Origin of the sequence: Neorhizobium tomejilense (assembly GCF_964254135.1) — a bacterium.
Classification (GTDB): domain Bacteria; phylum Pseudomonadota; class Alphaproteobacteria; order Rhizobiales; family Rhizobiaceae; genus Neorhizobium; species Neorhizobium tomejilense.
This window is the reverse complement of the sequence record NZ_CAXUSO020000002.1, coordinates 1854591-1870790: the sequence shown is the minus strand read 5'-3', so window position 1 is coordinate 1870790 and position 16200 is coordinate 1854591. Positions and strand designations below refer to the sequence as shown.

The following is a 16200-nucleotide window of genomic DNA, read 5'->3' as shown; positions in this document are numbered from 1 at the left end:
TCCCGTTGTTGCATGCTAAGTCCGTGTGACGGGCTCATCCGACTTGGTCGGGCAGGTCCCGTTCGGTCATCCACTGGATTTCGGTGAACTCCTCGATCACCGCCCTCCCTCCAAAGCGGCCGTAACCGCTTGCCTTCACGCCCCCGTAGGGCATCGTCGGATCGTCGCAGACGGTCGTCCCGTTGATATGCACCGCCCCGACCTCTATCCGCCGCGCGATTTGCCGTGCACGCGGCAGGTCAACCCCGAAGACGGCGGCTGTCAGGCCGTATTCCGTATCGTTGGCAACGGTCACCGCCTCGTCGGCATCCGCCACCCGAACCACGCCGACCACCGGGCCGAAGGTCTCTTCCTCGTAGATCCGCATGCCGTAGGCGACATGGTCGAGTATGGTCGGCTGTATCAGCGTGCCGGCATTCTTGCCGCCCGTGACCAGCACCGCACCCTTGGCCAGGGCATCGTCGACCAGACCGTGGAGGCGCGCCGCCGCCTCCGGACTGATGACGTGGCCGTAGAGCGGCTGGCCGGTGGCCGGATCGCCGCACAGCCGGTCGGCCTCCACTTTCAGCCGGGCAATGAAGCTGTCGGCCAGGCTTTCCTCGACGATGATCCGGTCCGTCGACATGCAGACCTGGCCCTGATTGAAGAAAGCGCCGTGGGCGACCGCCTTGGCGGCTCCGTCCAGATCGGCATCGGCGAGTACGACCGACGATGCCTTGCCGGAGAGCTCCAGCAGGCAACGCTTGAGATGCCGCGCCGCCATCTCGGCGATCTGCCTTCCGACCCGCGTCGAGCCGGTGAAATTCACGCGCCGCACGGCTGGATGGGCAATCAGCGCCTCGACCACGTCATGGGCATCCTCGGGCGCGCTGCTCACATAGTTCAGTACGCCGTCCGGCAGGCCCGCGTCGATCAGGATCTGTGCCACGGTCTCGTGCACCTTGGGGCAAAGCTCCGAACCCTTCAGCACCACCGTGTTGCCGAGCGCCATCGGCGCTGCAACCGCCCGGACGGCCAGAGCCACCGCGGCATTCCATGGCGCAAGCCCCAGGACCACGCCGGCCGGCCGACGGATCAGGCGGTAGCGCACGCCCGGCGGCCCGCCTTCCACCTCGTCGTCGCGGATGGCATCGACGAGGCTCGCAGCCTGACGCAGGGTTGCCTGGGCAACCTCGACATTGAAGCGGACCCATTCGGGGGTTGCGCCGACCTCGAGATGAGCGATCGCGCACAAGCTGTCGACGCGTTCCATCAGCAGGTCCGCCCCGCGCAGGAGCAGTGCCGAGCGTTCCTGCGGTCGAAGGCCGGACCATGCCGGAAAAGCTCCGGCAGCAGCATCGGCGGCTGCTTCCGCTTCCGTCGCACCGAAGGCCGCGGCCTGCGTCAACACCGTTCCCGTGGCCATGTCGCGGCGTTCGAAACTGCGCTCATCCAGCGCGGAAACGGACGCTCCACCGACGATACCCCTCGCTACGAACATGCGTCCTCCCAAACGGCCGTTCGTTGATCCTCCCGCAGCCCGTCTTGTTATTTTTTCAGGGTTACGAGCCCTATTTTGATTGACATCGCCGCAGAGTAAATGACGTTCTGTGGGAATGTATTTCCTCGTTGTGGGATTTTAGATGCCCGACCGTAAACGGCTTTCGCCCAGCCCCGCCCCGCGACCGGAAGCACCTGTTCGCGCGGAGCGGTTCCGGGCAGCGCTGCAGACGCGCGTGCTCGGCCGGGCGGGCCTCGGCGACGCGGAAAACTTCCGGGCGCTGATCCTCGAAAAGGGGGAGGCGGCTCTGCGCGACGGGGATGAGCTGGTTCTTCCCCTGTCCGGTCCGGTCATGGGCTGGATACCGTGGCGGGACGGCATGCGGCTGGAATTGGGTGCCGGCGCGCAGGGGACCCATCTGCTGCTGGGCGCTTCGACGCTCGACCGGGTCCTGCAGCGCCGGGCGGAAGCATCCCAGCTGCGCTTCATGGTGGAGCGGTCCTCGTTCATGCGGCTGGGTGCCGGCAACAGTGCCAGCGATGCGGTCGCCGCCTGCTTTACCGGCATATTGGCTGAAACCCTGCGTCCTGGCCCGATGTCGGCGGCGGTGGTGGAATCGCTGCTGCACATTCTGCTCGTCCACCTTCATCGCAACCTGCCGGCCGGTCATGGCGCGGGCGCGCAACCCGGCGCCCCCAAGACGCTTTCCAGCCAGTTCACCGCACTGGTCGAAAGCCATTTCCGCAAGCACTGGACAGTCGCCCGTTATGCCGGCGAACTCGGCATTTCGCGCGACCGGCTGAACGACATCTGCCTGCGCGCCTATGGCCGGCCGCCGGCGCGGCTCATCCGCGAACGGCAGCTGATGGAAGCCCGCATCTATCTTGCGAGCTCGCCCCTGTCGCTGGGGCAGGTCGCAGGTGTCCTCGGTTTTGCCGGAGCCGCTCAGTTCAGCCGGTTTTTCAAGTCGCTACAGGGCCAATCCCCGGCGCGCTACCGCCTCGATCTGCGCCGCTTCAGCCAGGTCGATGCGTCAAGCCAGAACGCTCTTCACGCCTGGCCGTGAAAACCGCTCTATCCGGAAGTCGTGGATGGGCGTCTCGGTCGCGCCGGTCGAGATCAATTCCGCCATCACGTCGCCGACGCCGGGGCCGAGCTGGAAGCCGTGGCCGCAAAAACCGAAGGCATGGAACAGCCCCGGCGTCGTTGCCGATCGTCCCATGACGGGAAGGCCGTCGCCGACATAACCTTCGCAGCCGGACCAGGTGCGGATCACCGAGACATTGGCAAGCGCCGGCAGGATCGGCAGGAGGGCGCGCAGCTGGCCGGGAAGCCGGGCGGGGTCGGCCTTGGCATGGCCGGTATCGAGCGAAACATCGGTACGTTCCGCGCCGCCGCCGAAGACGATGTTTCCGCGCTCCACCTGGCGCAGGTAACCACCGCCATGGTCATGGGCCCAGACGCCGACGACCGGCAGGATGCGGTGCGGCAGCGGCTCGGTCACTCCCATCTGCGGCCCCTTCGCGACGATCGGGACGGCTTCCCCGAACTGCGCGGAGATTCGGGCGCCCCAGGCGCCGGCGGTGTTGAGCAGGCAAGCAGCGGCATGGACGCCGTTCGAGGTTTCTACCTCGAAGCCGTAGGCGCTTCGCCGGATTGCTTTCACCTCCACGTTCTCGACGATCTCGGCACCGATACGTCTCGCGGCATCCGCGAAAGCCGGGGCGATCAGGCGCGGATTGCCGCTTCCGTCCTCCGGGGAAAAGGAGGCAGCGATCGCCTCGGGCCCGAGCCCCGGAAAACGCGCATGGAGCTCCGTCGCGGTAAACTCCTCAAGGTTGAGACCCCAAGGTCTGGCGGCTGTCGCGAAGCTGCGCATCTCCTCGAGACCCGCCTGGCTGAACGCCAGCCGGACATGGCCGGTCGCCCGAAACTCGACGTCCCGATCCAGCATCGCCGCCGCCTTGCTCCAAAGCGTCAGGGATCGCCGGGCGAGGGGAAGTTGCGGCAGGTAGCGGCCGCTGCGGCGGATATTGCCGAAGGAAGCGACCGTCGCGCCGCTGCCCACCCGGTTCCGCTCGATGAGCGTCACGCGCAGACCACGCCGGGCGAGAAAATAGGTCGATGCGGCCCCCATCAGGCCACCACCCAGCACGATCACATCCATAAGGCCGTTTCCGCAATGTCTTTCATCCCCGCCACCATTCCGGTGCGGCCGGCCGGTGTCAAAGTCGAGGTTTTCATCATCCCATAAGCCGGACCTATGGGACGTCCCCTGGCGAGGCATAAGCGGCACTTATGGGCAGCAGCTTTTTCGCTCTTGGACCGCCTTTGCTCGTTCGTGCCAGCTTCATGCCAAGCAGCAGGAAAGGATTGAGCGACATGGACAGTGCGGCCGCGCCAGGCAAGGGAACCAGCGATCAGCAGGACTGGAAGATCGGCGTCGACATCGGCGGGACCTTCATCGACTTCTGTGCACTGGAAACGCGATCCGGCCGGGTTGCCTCGCTCAAGGTTCTGACGACACCGGACGATCCGGGTGCGGAACTGATGACGGGACTGTCGCTTCTGGCCGAACGGGAAGGGCTCGAACCGGCAGCCGTCAGCCGTTTTGTCCATGGAACGACCGTCGGCATCAACACCGTGATCCAGCGTCGCGGCGTGTCGCTGGCGCTGATGACCAATGCCGGTTTCGAAGACGTGATCGAGCTGGCGCGGTTGCGGATGCCGGACGTCTATTCCCTGTTCTGCTCCCGGCCGGACCAGCTCATCGCCCGCGACATGATCTTCGGCATCCCCGCTCGCTTGCGGGCGGATGGCAGCGAGGTCGAGGCGCCGGATCTGGAGGCGGTTGCGGCAGCGGTCGCAAAGGCGAAGGCCAACGGCGCCGCCGGTATCATCGTCTCCTTCCTGCATTCGTGGCGCACCGACATCCATGAGGTGGCGGTCAGCCGGGAAATCGCAAGGCTCGCCCCCGAACTCTTCGTCTTCACGTCATCCGAGGTCTGGCCGGTGATCCGCGAATACGAGCGGACCACCACTTCTATCCTCAACGGTTACGTCCATCCGCGTGTCTCCGGTTATCTGACCGCACTCGAGGAAAAGCTGTTGTCGCGTGGCGTCACGGCGCCGGCGCTGCTGACCAAGTCGAACGGCGGCGTGATGAATGCCGACGAAGGCAAACGGTCCTGCGTGCAGATGCTGTTATCCGGCACGGCCTCCGGTGTCATAGGCGCCGCCTGGCTCGCCCGTCGTGCCGGCGAAAAGCATATCCTTACCCTCGATATCGGCGGCACCTCGGCCGACTTTGCCCTGATCATCGACGGCGAACCGCAATTCGGCACCGGTGAACTGGTCGGCGAGTTCCCGCTGCATATCCCGTCCGTTTCTGTCAGCTCGATCGGCATCGGCGGCGGTTCGATCGCCAGCGTCGACGCGCAGGGCGTGTTGCGGGTCGGACCGGAATCGGCTGGCTCGACACCCGGACCAGCCTGTTACGGACGCGGCGGAGAGCAGGCGACCGTGACCGACGCCATGGCCGTCTGCGGCTGGCTCGGTCACAGCCAGATGGCCTACGGGCAGCTACAGATCGACGTCGGCCTTGCCCGCGCGGCCGTCACGCGGCTCGCTGAAAAGATCGGCCGGACCGCGGAGGAGGCCGCCCAGGCCATCCTCGACGTCGCCATCTCGGAAATGTTCGTGGAGGTCGAGAAACTCGCATCGCGCGCCGGCGTCGATCTCAGGGAATTCACGCTGATGCCGTTCGGCGGCGGCGGCCCGATGCTCGGCGCGTTCCTCGCCCGCGAATTTCATATGGCGAAGGTGATCGGCGCACCGCGTCCGGGTGTTGTCTCGGCGCTCGGGGGTCTGGTGGCAGATCTGCGCGGCGACTTCATCCGCACCGTGTTTACCCACCTCTCCGACCAGGCGGCACCGCAATTGCGCGAGGCGCTGGACGCGCTTGCCGTCGAAGGACGCAACTGGCTCGCCAAGCAGGGGCATGTCGGCGCCGCGACGCTCAATGTCTCCGCGGACATGCGTTATGTCGGCCAAAGCTTCGAGATCGAAGTGCCGATCCAGCCAACCTGGATCGCTGAGGGCAAGCTCGGTTCGATCGAGGAAGCCTTCCATGCCATGCATGCCCGGCTCTACGACTTCCATGATCCGGACGGAGCGATCGAGATCGTCAACCTGCGTCTCTCGGCCATCGGCGCCGGCCCGGCACTGGAAATCCCGGTCGATGCCCGAGAGGACGGTGAGGCGGTTACCCCCGAGCGCGAGATCCCGGTCTTTACCGGCAAGAGTTTCGAGTGGATCGGCCTCTATCGGCGTGATCACCTGCGTCCCGGCAGCCGCTTCGCCGGACCGGCGGTCGTTGCCCAGGAAGATACGACCTTTGCAATCCCGAGCGGCACACATGTCGAGGTCGATCGTCAACTGAACCTGCATCTCACCTTTTCGGAGTAATGGCCCATGTTCGATCCCTTGAACCTTCAGGTGTTTGCCAATCACACCCGCGCTGCCGCCGAAAACATGGCTTATACGCTGCAGCGGACCGCGCATTCCGCTTTCGTCAAGGAGACGGAAGACTTCACGGTCATGCTGGTCAACCGCAAAGGCGAGACGTTCGGCGTGCCGATGGGACTGGGCGCGACCTGGTATCCGGGTCTCACCTATAGCCGCGCGATCGCGATGATCGACGATTACAAGCCCGGCGACGTGGCATTCACCAACGATCCCTATTCCTGCTTCGTGGCGACGCACGCGCCGGACACCCATCTGTGGAAACCGGTCTTCTACGATGGCGAGATCATCGCCTGGACCGGCGGTCATATCCACAACACCGACATGGGCGGCGCGGTGCCGGCCTCCCTGTCGCGAGCGTTGACGGAAATCCATCAGGAGGGCATCCGCTTCCCGCCGATGAAACTGGTCAACGAGGGTGTTTTCGACGAAGACATTCTGAAGATCATGACCATCAATGTCCGCAAGCCCGATCTCAATATCGGCGACATGAAAGCCCTGGTCGGGGCGCTCAACACGGGCGAACGCAAGATCCTCGCCATGGTCGAGAAATTCGGCATTGAAGCCTTTCTCGAGGGCACCGAGGTCCTGCTCGACCATGCCGAAGCGCAGGCCCGCGATCTTCTGCGCGCGATGCCGGACGGGACCTGGGAATTCGTCGATTATGCCGACGAAGATTCGGTCGAAGCCAACCCGTGCCGCCTGAAGCTGACGCTGACGATCCGGGGCGACGAGGCAATCCTCGATTTCACCGGTTCTGACCCGCAGCTCGGCTCGTCGCTCAACGTGCCCTCGGGGGGCGATCCGCGCCATACGATGCTTCTGGTCGGCGTCTATTACGTACTTTACACGCTGAACCCGAAGATCCTCCTCAATACCGGCCTGACGAGACCGTTCACCTGCATCACGCCAAAGGGCAGTGTCCTCAATCCGATCGCGCCAGCTGCTGTCGGCATGCGCTCGCTGACCTGCGCGCGGCTGCGCTCGGTCATATTCGGCGCCTTCTGCCAGGCCGTGCCTGAAAAGCTGCCGGCAGCACCGGCCGGCAACAATTGCATCGTCAACGTCATGACGACCGACGAACGGAACGGCCGCACCGTGATCGCTGCCGTCAATCCGGTGGTCGGCGGTGGCGGCGGCATGCCTCACCGCGATGGTACCAACGGCTCCGGCGCCGATGCCGCCTATCTCAAGAATACGCCGATCGAGATCACCGAGACGGAAGTGCCGATCGAGTTCGTCAAATATGGCCTGGCAAGGGACAGCGGCGGGGCCGGACGCTGGCGCGGCGGGCTGGCGACCGAAATGGCCTTCCGGGTCTTCTCGCCCGGCAGCCGGATCACCGCCCGCAACCGCGACCGCAGCTTCTTCCGACCCTGGGGCACGCTGGGCGGCAGGGCTGCCGGCCTCTCCGACATGGTGCTGAACCCGGGCCGTGACGACTTCCAGCGGCTCGGCAATATCGATACCGCGGTTCTGCAGCCGGGCGATGTCCTGGAGATCCGGTCAGCCGGCGGCGGCGGGCGCGGCAACCCTGTCGAGCGCGAGACGTGGCGCGTGGCGCAGGACGTCGCACGCGGTTATGTTTCTTCCGTGGCTGCCGAACGTGACTACGGCGTCGTCATCCGCGGCGGCATGGTGGACGAGGCCGAAACCGAAAAGGTGAGAGCCGCTCGGACCGCGCCGACCGGATACTTCCACTATGGTCCCGAGCGCGAGGGCTATGAGGCGCAATGGACGCCGCAGGCCTACGACCTGCTGACCGACCTGCTGCAAGGCCTTCCCATCCATTGGCGCTTCTTCACCAAGACGGAGATTTTCCGCCGGATGAAGGGGCGGGCCGGGGCCGAAGGCGTGGCCGCCGCGTTCGCAGATGTGCGCGCACGCTTCACGAACATGCCAAGCCCCGCCGAGGCACGGAAAGAGGCTGCCGAATGACATCCGGATTGCAGCCTGGCGCTCTCGGGGGCCGAATTGTGCGCCTTGCCGAAAAGGGCAGGCCGCAGGTTCGGTTCCGGCTGGATGGCGCCGATTGCCAGGCACTGGCCGGCGACACGGTGCTCACCGCCGTCCTGGTCTGCGCGCCCGCCGTGCGGCAGTCGGAATTCGGCCGAGAGAAACGTGCCGGTTTCTGTCTGATGGGAGCCTGCCAGGATTGCTGGTTATGGCAGGAAGACGGCGGCCGGCTGCGGGCCTGTTCGACAGTGGTCGCCGAGGGTATGCAATTGCGGACCGTGCCGCCGGAAACATGGCCATGACGGCGCCGGGCGCTGAAAAGGTGATGATCGTCGGCGCCGGCCCGGCCGGTATCCGCGCCGCCGAGCGTCTGGTCCAGGCCGGGATCAGACCCATCGTCATCGACGAGGGCATCAAGGCCGGCGGCCAGATCTATCGACGGCCGCCCCAAGGCTTCGCACGACCGCCGAGACAGCTCTACGGATCGGAAGCCCGCAAGGCCGTGGCACTTCATACGGTGTTCGACTGCATGGTTGCCGCCGGACAGATCGACTATCATCCGCAAAGCTCGGTCCTGACGATCGCCGGCGATTTCCTGCAGGCGCTGACGCCCGCCGGCCGCAAGGACTTCACATACGACCGCCTGATCCTTGCCACCGGCGCCATGGATCGTCTGGCGCCGATCCCCGGCTGGCAGGCGCCGGGTGTCTACAGCCTCGGGGCGGCACAGATCGCCCTGAAGGCGCAGGGCGTCGCCCTCGGCAGCCGGATCGTTCTTGCCGGTTCGGGGCCGCTACTGACACTCGTCGCGACCCAGTTGCTGAAAGCCGGCGCCAAAATCGCCGCGATCCTCGACACGTCTTCCATCCGCAACCAGGCGGCGGGTCTTCCGGGCATGCTGGCAAGGCCGGGCCTGGTCCTGCGTGGCCTGCTGATGCGGGCAAAGCTCGGCCGGCTTTATCATGCCGGCGTGACCTTGGACCGGATCGAAACAGACGAACGCGGTCCCGTCGGCCTGTGCTGGCGGGATGCTCGCGGCCAGGCGCATGTGACGGCATGCGACATGGTCGGCCTTGGCTGGCACCTGCGCGCCGAAACGCAGCTCGCGGGCCTGGCAGGCTGCACGTTCGACTACGACGAAAGCTGGTCGCAATGGCTGCCCCGGTCCGACCGGATGGGCAGGGCGGCCGAGGGACTTTATCTGGCCGGTGATGGTCTGAGAATTCTCGGTGCGGACGGGGCGGAGGTCGCCGGTCGGCTTGCCGCGACCGCCTGCCTTGCCGATATGGGTCTTCTTTCGCCGGACGCGAGATCGGATCTGCGCCGGTTGGGCCGCTACGAACGGTTTGCCCGCGCCATCGCGCGCGCCTTTCCCTGGCCGGGTGAAATGGTCCGCGCCGTTCCGGACGATACGATCGTCTGCCGTTGCGAAGGGGTGACGGCAGGTCAGTTGCGGGAAAGCGTCCTTTATGGCGGGGGCGAAGCCAACCGGGTCAAATCGCTGGCGCGCGTCGGAATGGGCCGCTGCCAGGGGCGCTACTGTCAGCTCGCCGGTGCCGAACTGATCGCCGAAAAGGCCGGCATGAAGGTTTGCGATGCGGGACGGCTTCGCGAACAGGCGCCCGCCAGGCCCCTGCCGATCGGCCTCTGGGTTCGCGATGCCTGACCGGTTCGGCTAGGAGGTTTACGATTCCAGGCCGCTTGCCTTCAGGACGCTGGCACAGGCTTCGCGCAGATCGTCGCGCATGGCGAGATGGCTCCCCGTCAAAGGCCGGTCCCGGCTGGTGAGCAGGGCGATCGGCACGGAAATCTTCTGCCGCAGCCGCCTGAGGACAAGGCCGGGGAACTGCTGCCATGGCAGGAGCCCATCGACGATTGCGACACCAAAGCCGTCGCGGACGAAGGGGAGGGCGGTAATCGAGATATCGATCTCGATCGCCGGATTGAATATCTGCATTTCCGCGGCCGCGGCGCTGACCAGTAGGCGGCCCGGCAGTGTGCCGGCCCGGTAGGAGATCAAAGTCTCGTCCTGCAGGTCGGCAAAGCCGATTTGATCCAATTCGGCCAGCCGATGGTGTTCAGGGACGATGCAGACAAGCTGCGTGTGCCCGAGTGTCTCGACTTCGATGCCCGGGCGGGCGGTGTTGTTCATCACGATTCCGAGCGGCGCGTCACCGTCGCGGATCATGTCGACGACGTTGACCAGCGGGGCGATCAGCGAGCGCACGACGATATCGGGATGGGCCGCACGGAACGACAGAAGCGCTTTGGGGACGATCGCCATCGCCGGCGGCGCCGACGCGGCGACCCGGATCAGTCCGGTGCGGCCGAAACGCATGTCCGTGGTGCGGCGTCGGAGGGCGCCGAGTTCGGAGAAAATCCGTTCGCACTCCGGATAAAGCTCTTCGGCCTCCCGGGTCGGAACCAGCTTCCCGCGGACGCGGTTGAAAAGCTTGAAGCCCAGCTGGTCCTCGGCATGCAGCAGGATCTGGCTGAGCGCCGGCTGCGATATGTTGAGCATCGCTGCAGCGCCGGTCACCGTCCCGGTCCGCATGAGCATGCAAAAGACCTCGAGCTGGCGTGCCTGCATGCGGTTCACCGTGTCCTTTGGTTCGCGGGTTTCACTCTAGTCCATAGGCCCCAAGATCAGAAATCCGCCACCTTGCCCCAGGCGGAGGTTTGAAAACGTTTCGGATGATAGGGTAGCGGGTCGACGATCGGAGTGGCGGCGGTGACGATGTCGGCGATCAGGTGGCCGGCGCCAGGTCCGATACCAAAACCGTGGCCGCTGAACCCCGCGGCCAGGATGAAACCCGGAACACTCGCGACTTCGCCGATCGCCGGAACCCCGTCCGGGGTCGAATCGATATAGCCGGCCCAACTCGCAGTGATGCGGCGCCCGCCGATCGCCGGCAGCAATTCGGCTGCGCGCTCATATGTCAGCTTGATCGTGCTGGCGTCGACGGCCGGATCGAGGATGCGCATATGCTCCATCGGCGTCGGCCGGTCCAGCCGCCAGCGGGCCAGGCTTTCATGACCGCTGCGGAGACCTTCAAGGCCGCCGGGTGACAGGCTGCGCCAGCGGCGCATGAACATCGGCAGGAACTGCGCCGCGAAACGCATGTTCTGAGCCGTCAGGTCGATCCGTCCGCGCCCGCTGATGGCGAGCGTGTGGCCGCCGTCACCCCGGCGGGTCACCGAGACGCGGGTTGTGTGGAGCGCATCCGGCAGGTTCCCGTTACCGGGACCGACGGAGAGAATGGAGGAGCGGGTCGAGGCCTGCGGGAAACGAATGCCGAGCTGGCGGCAGAAGGACGACGCCCAGGCACCGCCGGAAAGGATTGCGACCTTGGTCCGGATCGTGCCGTGTTCGGTCACGACGCCCGAGAGCCTGCCGCCTTCCGTCTCGATGCCGCGCGCCGCGCAGTTCTGGAGCACCGCCCCGCCCAGTTTTACGATCGCGCGGGCGACTGCCGGGGCCGCGTTGGCGGGGTCGGCGGTCCCGTCCGTCGGCGAGTACACGCCGCCTTTCCAGCTACGTCGCGTCGCCTTGCCGCGCTCGGTTGCCTCGGCACTGTCGAGCATGTGGGTGGTGACGCCCACCGTGCGGGCGAAATCCCGCCAGCGGGCCCAGCCTGCCAGCTCTTCTTCGTTGTCGCTGAGATAGAGGAGACCGCAGCGCCGAAAGCCGGTCTCCTCGCCGGTCTCGGCGGCAAAGCGTTCCCACAGGTCGAGGCTTTTGGTCGCCATCGGAAGTTCGCGCGCATCGCGGTTCTGCTGCCGGCACCAGCCCCAATTGCGGCTCGACTGCTCGGCGCCGACACGCCCCTTTTCGATGAGCACCACCTTCAGGCCGCGTCCGGCGAGATAATAAGCCGTGAAGACGCCGACGATACCGGCACCGATGACGACCGCGTCGGCGGCAGTCGGCAGTCGGGCGTCGGTTTCGACGAGCGTGAGCGGTGCTGGCATGATAATCAAACTCCTGGCGCAAACGGGTCGGTGCGCCAGCATAATGGTACAGCCCGCGTCGAGGTTACTGCACACGCCCCTTGAACCGCACAAGATTCCGCTCACGGCCGGTGATGCAACTTATTGTGCTGACCGTTCGTGCGCAGAATGGAATAGACAAGACAAGCCAATGCGTTAAAGTCGATCTCGGAAATCTGCGGCATAAAATGCCGCTGCCCTTGGGAGGTGTCCTCACGTGAAGCTCGATCGTATCGACATCAAGATCCTCTACGAGTTGCAGAAGAACGGCCGCATCACCAACGTCGAGCTTGCCGAGCTGGTCAATCTTTCACCCAGCCCCTGCCTGATGCGCGTCAAGAAGCTTCAGCAAGAAGGGTATATCGAGGGCTATTCAGCCCAGATCAACATCGGCAAGCTTGGCCAGACCCTGACGGTCTTCACCGAGGTCACGCTCAAAAACCATCGGCAGATCGACTTCGCGCGTTTTCTCGCAGCCGTGGAAAAAGTCGATCAGGTGATCGAATGTCACCTGGTGTCGGGCGGGTACGACTATATGCTCAAATTCGTCACCGCCGGTATCGGCGAATATCAGACGATCATGGAACGGCTGACCGATATGGATATCGGCATCGACAAATATTTCAGCTTCGTTGTCCTGAAGTCACCGATCGTCAAAGCCCATATGCCGCTCATCAGCCTGTTCCGGGTATAGCCGCCGTACGGTCCAAGCCGAATTGTCCACGGACGTGAGACGGCAATTGCCGCCTCAGCCGTGCACATAGGTTTTGACGAGTTCCGGATCACGCTCCAGGCGATCGAGCCAGCTCGGATCGAGCTTCGGCACGGACGAAAACAGCAGTTTCGAATAGGGGTGCTGCGGGACCTTCGAGATCGCAGGCGTGATTTCCTCGACCTTGCGGCCGTTATACATCACGACGATCTCGTCGCAGATCGCTTCGACAACCGACAGATCGTGGCTGATGAAGATGTAGGAGAGGGAAAGTTCCCGCTGCATTTCCTTCAGGAGATCGATGACCGCCGCCGCAACGACGGTGTCGAGGGCAGAGGTGATCTCGTCGCAGACGATCAGTTTCGGCTCGGCGGCGAGCGCCCGGGCAAAATTGACGCGCTGTTTCTGACCGCCCGAAAGCTCGGCGGGGGTTCGGCTGCGAAGCGTTTTCGGCAGGCGGACCATGTCGAGAAGCGCGTCGATCCGGGCATCCCGGACCTTGCCTTTCATGCCGTGGTAGAATTTCAGCGGCCGTCCGAGAATTTCCTCGATCGTTTTCGCCGGATTGAGCGAGGTGTCTGCATGCTGGAAGACGATCTGCAACTCGCGCAATTGCTCCCGGCTTCTCTGCCGGGCGGAACGGGCAAGTTCACGCCCGTCGAGGGTCAGTTGACCGGCTGATGCGGGCAGGATACCGGCAATCGAGCGAGCAAGCGTGGACTTGCCGCAGCCGGATTCACCGATGATGCCGAGATTGCGGCCTCGTTCCAGGGAAAGGCTTGCCTCCTGCACGGCCTTGACGAGCGGCAGACCGTCGGCTTGGACCGGGCCGTACCCGGCGATCAGGCCATTGACCTTCAGGAGCGGCGCATGTTCCGTTGCTGCAACAACGACACTGTCGCCGCGAGACTTCGGTTCAAAAGCCGACAGCAGCTCGCGCGTATAAGGATGTTTGGCATCGGACAGGATATCGGCGGTGCTGCCGACTTCCTGCACATCGCCGCCACGCAGTACGACGATGCGATCGGCGATCTGTGCGACGACCGCGAGATCGTGGGATACATAGACGCCGGCGATGCCGCTTTTCTTCATCACCGCCTTGAAGGCCCGCAACACCTCGATCTGGGTTGTCACGTCGAGCGCGGTGGTCGGCTCGTCGAAGATGACGAGCTTCGGATCGGCGATAAGCGCCATCGCGGCGGCAAGACGCTGCAACTGGCCACCGGAGACCTGATGCGGGTAACGGTTGCCGATCTCCTCGGGATTGGGCAGCGAAAGTGCCCTGAACAGGGAAATCGCCTTCTCTCGGGCCTGCGCTAGCGGCATCAGCCGATGAATGCGCGTAACTTCGACGACCTGGTCGATGATGCGCTTCGACGGGTTGAACGCGGCCGCGGCGGACTGCGGCACGTAGGAGACCTCGAGACCACGCACACGTGCGCGCTGACGCTCGCTCAGCGTCACCATGTCCTTGCCGGCCACTGTGACGCTGCCGCTCGAAATCCGACAGCCGGGACGGGCATAGCCCATGATCGTCAGCGCGATCGTCGTCTTTCCCGATCCGCTTTCTCCGATCAGGGCGACGATTTCGCCCGGCGCGACATCGAGGTCGATGCCCTTGATAATCTCGATGCGGCGGCCCGCATCGGTCGTTGCCTCTACCCTCAGATCGCGAATTTCAACGAGATTTTCCATTCACGTGCTCCGATCGCGTATCTTCTTGGGCAAATTGTCGATCAGCAGATTGACGCTGATGGTGAGGCTCGCAATTGCCAGCGAGGGAACGATGACTGCGGGCGCCCCGAATGGCAGGCCGCCGATATTCTCGTGAACCAGTGCTCCCCAATCCGCATAGGGTGGCTGGACGCCGAGACCGAGGAAGGAAAGCCCGGAGAGAAGGAGGACGACGAATACGAAGCGGATGCCGAAATCGGCAAGCAGCGGCCCCGTGATGTTCGGCAGGATTTCCGAAAAGACGACATAAGGAATGCCCTCGCCACGGGTCCGGGCAACCGTGATGTAATCCATCGTATTGACGTTTACGGCCAGCGACCGGGCAAACCGATAGGCGCCGGGCGTGTAGATCACGGCGAGCATGAGGATCAGAACGGGGAGCGAGGACCCGACTGCGGCAGCGACGACCAGCCCCGAAAGCTTGCTCGGAATCGAGTTGAGGGCATCGAGCAGGCGGCTCAGCAGCGTATCGAACCAGCCACCGATGACGGCAGCTGCCATGCCGAGCGCCGCACCGCTGAAACACGCGAGACAGACGGCGGCAAGCGAGATGCCGACCGTATAGCGGGCGCCCATGATGATGCGCGACAACATGTCCCGGCCCAGATAGTCGGAGCCGAGAAGCAGTTTGCTGCTCATCGGGCCGAAATAATCTTCGTCGATGATCTCGCCGACGGGATAGGGGATGATATGGGGCGCGAGAAGGGCGATCACCGCCCAGAAGAGAATGATCGTGAAGCCGATCATTCCAACCCAGCTGAAACGATAACTCACTCTGCGGGGCAGCGTCGTGGACGTAGTCATGGTCAGCGCACCCTCGGATTGGCCAGGATTGCAACAATGTCGGCGAACGTGATGAGTGAGAGGTAGCCGACGCAGAAAATGATGGCGCAGGATTGAATGAGCGGCAGATCCCGGGTGGAAACACCATCGACCATCAGCTTTGCGACGCCGGGGTAGTTGAAGATCGTCTCGACGATGATGACGCCGCCGACCAGATAGGAGAGCGAGAGAGCAATCGCATTGGCGATCGGGCCGACCGCGTTCGGCAGTGCGTGCAGCAGGACTGCGCGCCAGCGTGACGCACCTTTGAGGATCGCGGCCTCCACATAGGGCGTGTTGATCGTATCGATGACGGCGGCGCGGGTCATGCGGATCATCTGGGCCGAGACGACGAAGGTGAGCGTGATGACCGGCATGGCGTAGATTCTCAGCACCTGCCAGAAGGACGCGACATCGCTGGCGAAGGAAAGCGCCGGCAGCCATTTGAGATAGACGGAGAACAGGAGCACGGCCGAGGTCGCAATCATGAACTCGGGCACCGAGATGATGCCGATCGTCAGGATTGTCACGATACGATCGTAGACCGAGCCGCGAAACATGGCGGCAGTGATGCCAAGCGTCAGCGACAGGGGAACCGCAAAAAGCGTGACGATGCCGGCAAGGCGCATCGTGTTGACGAACCGCGCCCCGATCAGCTGTGCGACCGGTAGATTGTTGACATAGGATATCCCCAGATCGCCCTGCAGCAATCCGATGAGCCATCGCCCGAAGCGGAGGAAGGCGGGTTCGTCGAGATGCATCGCAGCCCTTAGGCCGGCAACGGCTTCCGGAGTCGCGGCCTGACCGAGCAGGATCGTGGCGGTATCGCCCGGCAGCATTGCCGTTGCGAAAAAGACCGCGAAGGACACGATCAGCAGCGTCAGGGCGGAACTGCCGAGCCGGTTCGTGATGAGTCCAAGGACATAGGTGCGCAATGGGGTTTCCTTGCCTGAAAAGTTCGAGATAGCCGGCACCATCCATG

The 16200-nt window shown here is 64.3% G+C and carries 13 protein-coding genes; 6 read left to right on the top strand and 7 right to left on the bottom strand.

Annotated features, from left to right (window positions below; translation table 11 throughout):
* Nucleotides 1-34: 34 nt before the first annotated feature.
* Nucleotides 35-1480 carry an aldehyde dehydrogenase family protein gene (locus ACSQ3G_RS31605; RefSeq protein ID WP_436113157.1) on the bottom strand — a complete coding sequence of 482 codons (1446 nt, stop codon included), beginning with the start codon at nucleotides 1478-1480 and terminating at the stop codon, nucleotides 35-37.
* A gap of 142 nt (nucleotides 1481-1622) precedes the next feature.
* Between ACSQ3G_RS31605 and ACSQ3G_RS31600 the strand changes: the two genes are divergently transcribed.
* Nucleotides 1623-2546 carry a helix-turn-helix domain-containing protein gene (locus tag ACSQ3G_RS31600; RefSeq protein WP_436113156.1) on the top strand — a complete coding sequence of 308 codons (924 nt, stop codon included), beginning with the start codon at nucleotides 1623-1625 and terminating at the stop codon, nucleotides 2544-2546.
* On the opposite strand, the gene ACSQ3G_RS31595 is transcribed toward ACSQ3G_RS31600, so the two are convergent.
* Nucleotides 2514-3647, bottom strand: coding sequence for an NAD(P)/FAD-dependent oxidoreductase (locus ACSQ3G_RS31595; RefSeq protein ID WP_436113155.1), 1134 nt, complete (start codon nucleotides 3645-3647; stop codon nucleotides 2514-2516). The two genes, ACSQ3G_RS31600 and ACSQ3G_RS31595, sit on opposite strands and share 33 nt — an antisense overlap.
* A gap of 215 nt (nucleotides 3648-3862) precedes the next feature.
* Here ACSQ3G_RS31595 and ACSQ3G_RS31590 point away from each other — a divergent pair, with 215 nt between their 5' ends.
* Genes ACSQ3G_RS31590 through ACSQ3G_RS31575 form a run of 4 tightly spaced genes read left to right on the top strand, consistent with a single transcriptional unit; the run spans nucleotide 3863 to nucleotide 9626 of the window.
* On the top strand, nucleotides 3863-5947 hold the full coding sequence (locus ACSQ3G_RS31590; RefSeq protein WP_436113154.1) for a hydantoinase/oxoprolinase family protein: 2085 nt from the start codon (nucleotides 3863-3865) through the stop codon (nucleotides 5945-5947).
* Nucleotides 5948-5953: 6 nt separating this feature from the next.
* Nucleotides 5954-7942 carry a hydantoinase B/oxoprolinase family protein gene (locus tag ACSQ3G_RS31585; RefSeq protein WP_436113153.1) on the top strand — a complete coding sequence of 663 codons (1989 nt, stop codon included), beginning with the start codon at nucleotides 5954-5956 and terminating at the stop codon, nucleotides 7940-7942.
* Nucleotides 7939-8262 carry a (2Fe-2S)-binding protein gene (locus tag ACSQ3G_RS31580; RefSeq protein WP_436113152.1) on the top strand — a complete coding sequence of 108 codons (324 nt, stop codon included), beginning with the start codon at nucleotides 7939-7941 and terminating at the stop codon, nucleotides 8260-8262. Before ACSQ3G_RS31585 ends, ACSQ3G_RS31580 begins: the two co-directional genes overlap by 4 nt.
* Nucleotides 8259-9626, top strand: coding sequence for an FAD/NAD(P)-dependent oxidoreductase (locus ACSQ3G_RS31575; RefSeq protein ID WP_436113151.1), 1368 nt, complete (start codon nucleotides 8259-8261; stop codon nucleotides 9624-9626). The genes ACSQ3G_RS31580 and ACSQ3G_RS31575 overlap by 4 nt, the downstream gene beginning before the upstream one ends.
* Nucleotides 9627-9644: 18 nt before the next feature.
* Here ACSQ3G_RS31575 and ACSQ3G_RS31570 read toward each other — a convergent pair whose 3' ends face one another.
* Nucleotides 9645-10550 carry a LysR family transcriptional regulator gene (locus ACSQ3G_RS31570; RefSeq protein ID WP_436113150.1) on the bottom strand — a complete coding sequence of 302 codons (906 nt, stop codon included), beginning with the start codon at nucleotides 10548-10550 and terminating at the stop codon, nucleotides 9645-9647.
* A 56-nt stretch (nucleotides 10551-10606) separates the two neighbouring features.
* Nucleotides 10607-11932 carry an NAD(P)/FAD-dependent oxidoreductase gene (locus ACSQ3G_RS31565; protein WP_436113149.1) on the bottom strand — a complete coding sequence of 442 codons (1326 nt, stop codon included), beginning with the start codon at nucleotides 11930-11932 and terminating at the stop codon, nucleotides 10607-10609.
* A 235-nt stretch (nucleotides 11933-12167) separates the two neighbouring features.
* On the opposite strand from ACSQ3G_RS31565, the gene ACSQ3G_RS31560 reads away from it, so the two are divergent.
* Nucleotides 12168-12644 carry an Lrp/AsnC family transcriptional regulator gene (locus tag ACSQ3G_RS31560; RefSeq protein ID WP_037086105.1) on the top strand — a complete coding sequence of 159 codons (477 nt, stop codon included), beginning with the start codon at nucleotides 12168-12170 and terminating at the stop codon, nucleotides 12642-12644.
* Between the two features lie 54 nt (nucleotides 12645-12698).
* Here the strand turns inward: ACSQ3G_RS31560 and ACSQ3G_RS31555 are convergent, their stop codons facing one another.
* Genes ACSQ3G_RS31555 through ACSQ3G_RS31545 form a run of 3 tightly spaced genes read right to left on the bottom strand, consistent with a single transcriptional unit; the run spans nucleotide 12699 to nucleotide 16195 of the window.
* On the bottom strand, nucleotides 12699-14357 hold the full coding sequence (locus ACSQ3G_RS31555; protein WP_436113148.1) for an ABC transporter ATP-binding protein: 1659 nt from the start codon (nucleotides 14355-14357) through the stop codon (nucleotides 12699-12701).
* Nucleotides 14358-15206 (bottom strand): ABC transporter permease, encoded by an 849-nt coding sequence (locus tag ACSQ3G_RS31550; RefSeq protein ID WP_105435418.1) that lies wholly within the window; start codon nucleotides 15204-15206, stop codon nucleotides 14358-14360.
* Complete coding sequence (locus tag ACSQ3G_RS31545) at nucleotides 15203-16195, bottom strand: ABC transporter permease (RefSeq protein WP_436113250.1); 993 nt, start codon at nucleotides 16193-16195, stop codon at nucleotides 15203-15205. Before ACSQ3G_RS31545 ends, ACSQ3G_RS31550 begins: the two co-directional genes overlap by 4 nt.
* Nucleotides 16196-16200 lie beyond the last annotated feature (5 nt).